The following is a 1176-nucleotide window of genomic DNA, read 5'->3' on the forward strand; positions in this document are numbered from 1 at the left end:
AAAGAAGTGGGTAGTTTAACCTTTCGGGGAGGACGCTCACCACTTTGTGGTTCATGACTGGGGTGAAGTCGTAACAAGGTAGCCCTAGGGGAACCTGGGGCTGGATCACCTCCTTATACGAAGATATCCACGACAAGTGTCCACACAGATTGATTAGGTTTAGAAAAGCAAAGAGAAGAAGAACTCCCAAGGTTCTTCGAAGTTTGTTTCTACTTTTAAAGTGGAGATAAATTAGCAGTGTCCCGTTCGTCTAGAGGCCTAGGACACCGCCCTTTCACGGCGGTAACAGGGGTTCGACTCCCCTACGGGATACCACTTCCTTCAAGAAGTAAAAAGGGTCGTTAGCTCAGTTGGTAGAGCAGTTGACTTTTAATCAATTGGTCGCAGGTTCGAATCCTGCACGACCCACCATTTCCTCCCAAGGAAATAAAATTTGGGGCGATTAGCTCAGTTGGGAGAGCACCTGCCTTACAAGCAGGGGGTCACTGGTTCGAGCCCGGTATCGCCCACCATTTCCTCCCAAGGAAATAAAATATGGGGCTATAGCTCAGCTGGGAGAGCGCCTGCCTTGCACGCAGGAGGTCTGCGGTTCGATCCCGCATAGCTCCACCATTCTTTCTCCATGAAGGAATCAAAACTATCATGGGCGATTAGCTCAGTTGGGAGAGCACCTGCCTTACAAGCAGGGGGTCACTGGTTCGAGCCCGGTATCGCCCACCATCTTTAAGCACATTTGTCTTAGTAATAGAAAGCTGAGTGTATTTAAAAATGGTTTTGAAAGTTTAATGCTTTAAAAACTCTTGCTCTTTAACAATTTGGAAAGCTGACTGATTTAAATAACGAAGTTATTTAAATCAAATTTAAAAGTTCTCAATGTTTATCTGCTCTTATTTAATAAGAACGGTATAAACACAACAAACACATTCAAGTGTCTTGTATTCGAACGATCAGAAATGATTGTTCATTTTTTGATTCTACTTTTTATTAAAAAGTGGAAACAAAAAGTAAATTGAGTCCGGCAAACAGTTATCAAGAATTAACCCTTCTTGATGACAACCAAAAACCTTGGTTAGTTGCCATACACTAAGACCCTTTCGGGTTGTATGGTTAAGTGACTAAGCGTACACGGTGGATGCCTTGGCAGTCAGAGGCGATGAAAGGCGTAATAACTTGCGA

5 tRNA genes and 1 rRNA gene are annotated in these 1176 nt (G+C 43.8%); all 6 read left to right on the top strand.

The features are described 5' to 3' along the window. A 16S ribosomal RNA gene (locus ATB74_RS23260) occupies window positions 1–116 on the top strand; the annotation flags it as partial. A gap of 123 nt (window positions 117–239) precedes the next feature. Continuing rightward, a tRNA-Glu gene (locus tag ATB74_RS23265) sits at window positions 240–315 on the top strand. Between the two features lie 20 nt (window positions 316–335). Continuing rightward, window positions 336–411 (top strand) — tRNA-Lys (locus ATB74_RS23270). A 25-nt stretch (window positions 412–436) separates the two neighbouring features. Further along, window positions 437–512, top strand: a tRNA-Val gene (locus ATB74_RS23275). Window positions 513–536: 24 nt separating this feature from the next. Further along, window positions 537–612, top strand: a tRNA-Ala gene (locus ATB74_RS23280). A gap of 32 nt (window positions 613–644) precedes the next feature. Continuing rightward, window positions 645–720: transfer RNA gene (locus ATB74_RS23285), tRNA-Val, on the top strand. The last annotated feature ends 456 nt before the right edge of the window (window positions 721–1176 follow it).

This window comes from Vibrio splendidus (assembly GCF_001557875.1).
In the GTDB taxonomy this organism is placed as follows: domain Bacteria; phylum Pseudomonadota; class Gammaproteobacteria; order Enterobacterales; family Vibrionaceae; genus Vibrio; species Vibrio splendidus_F.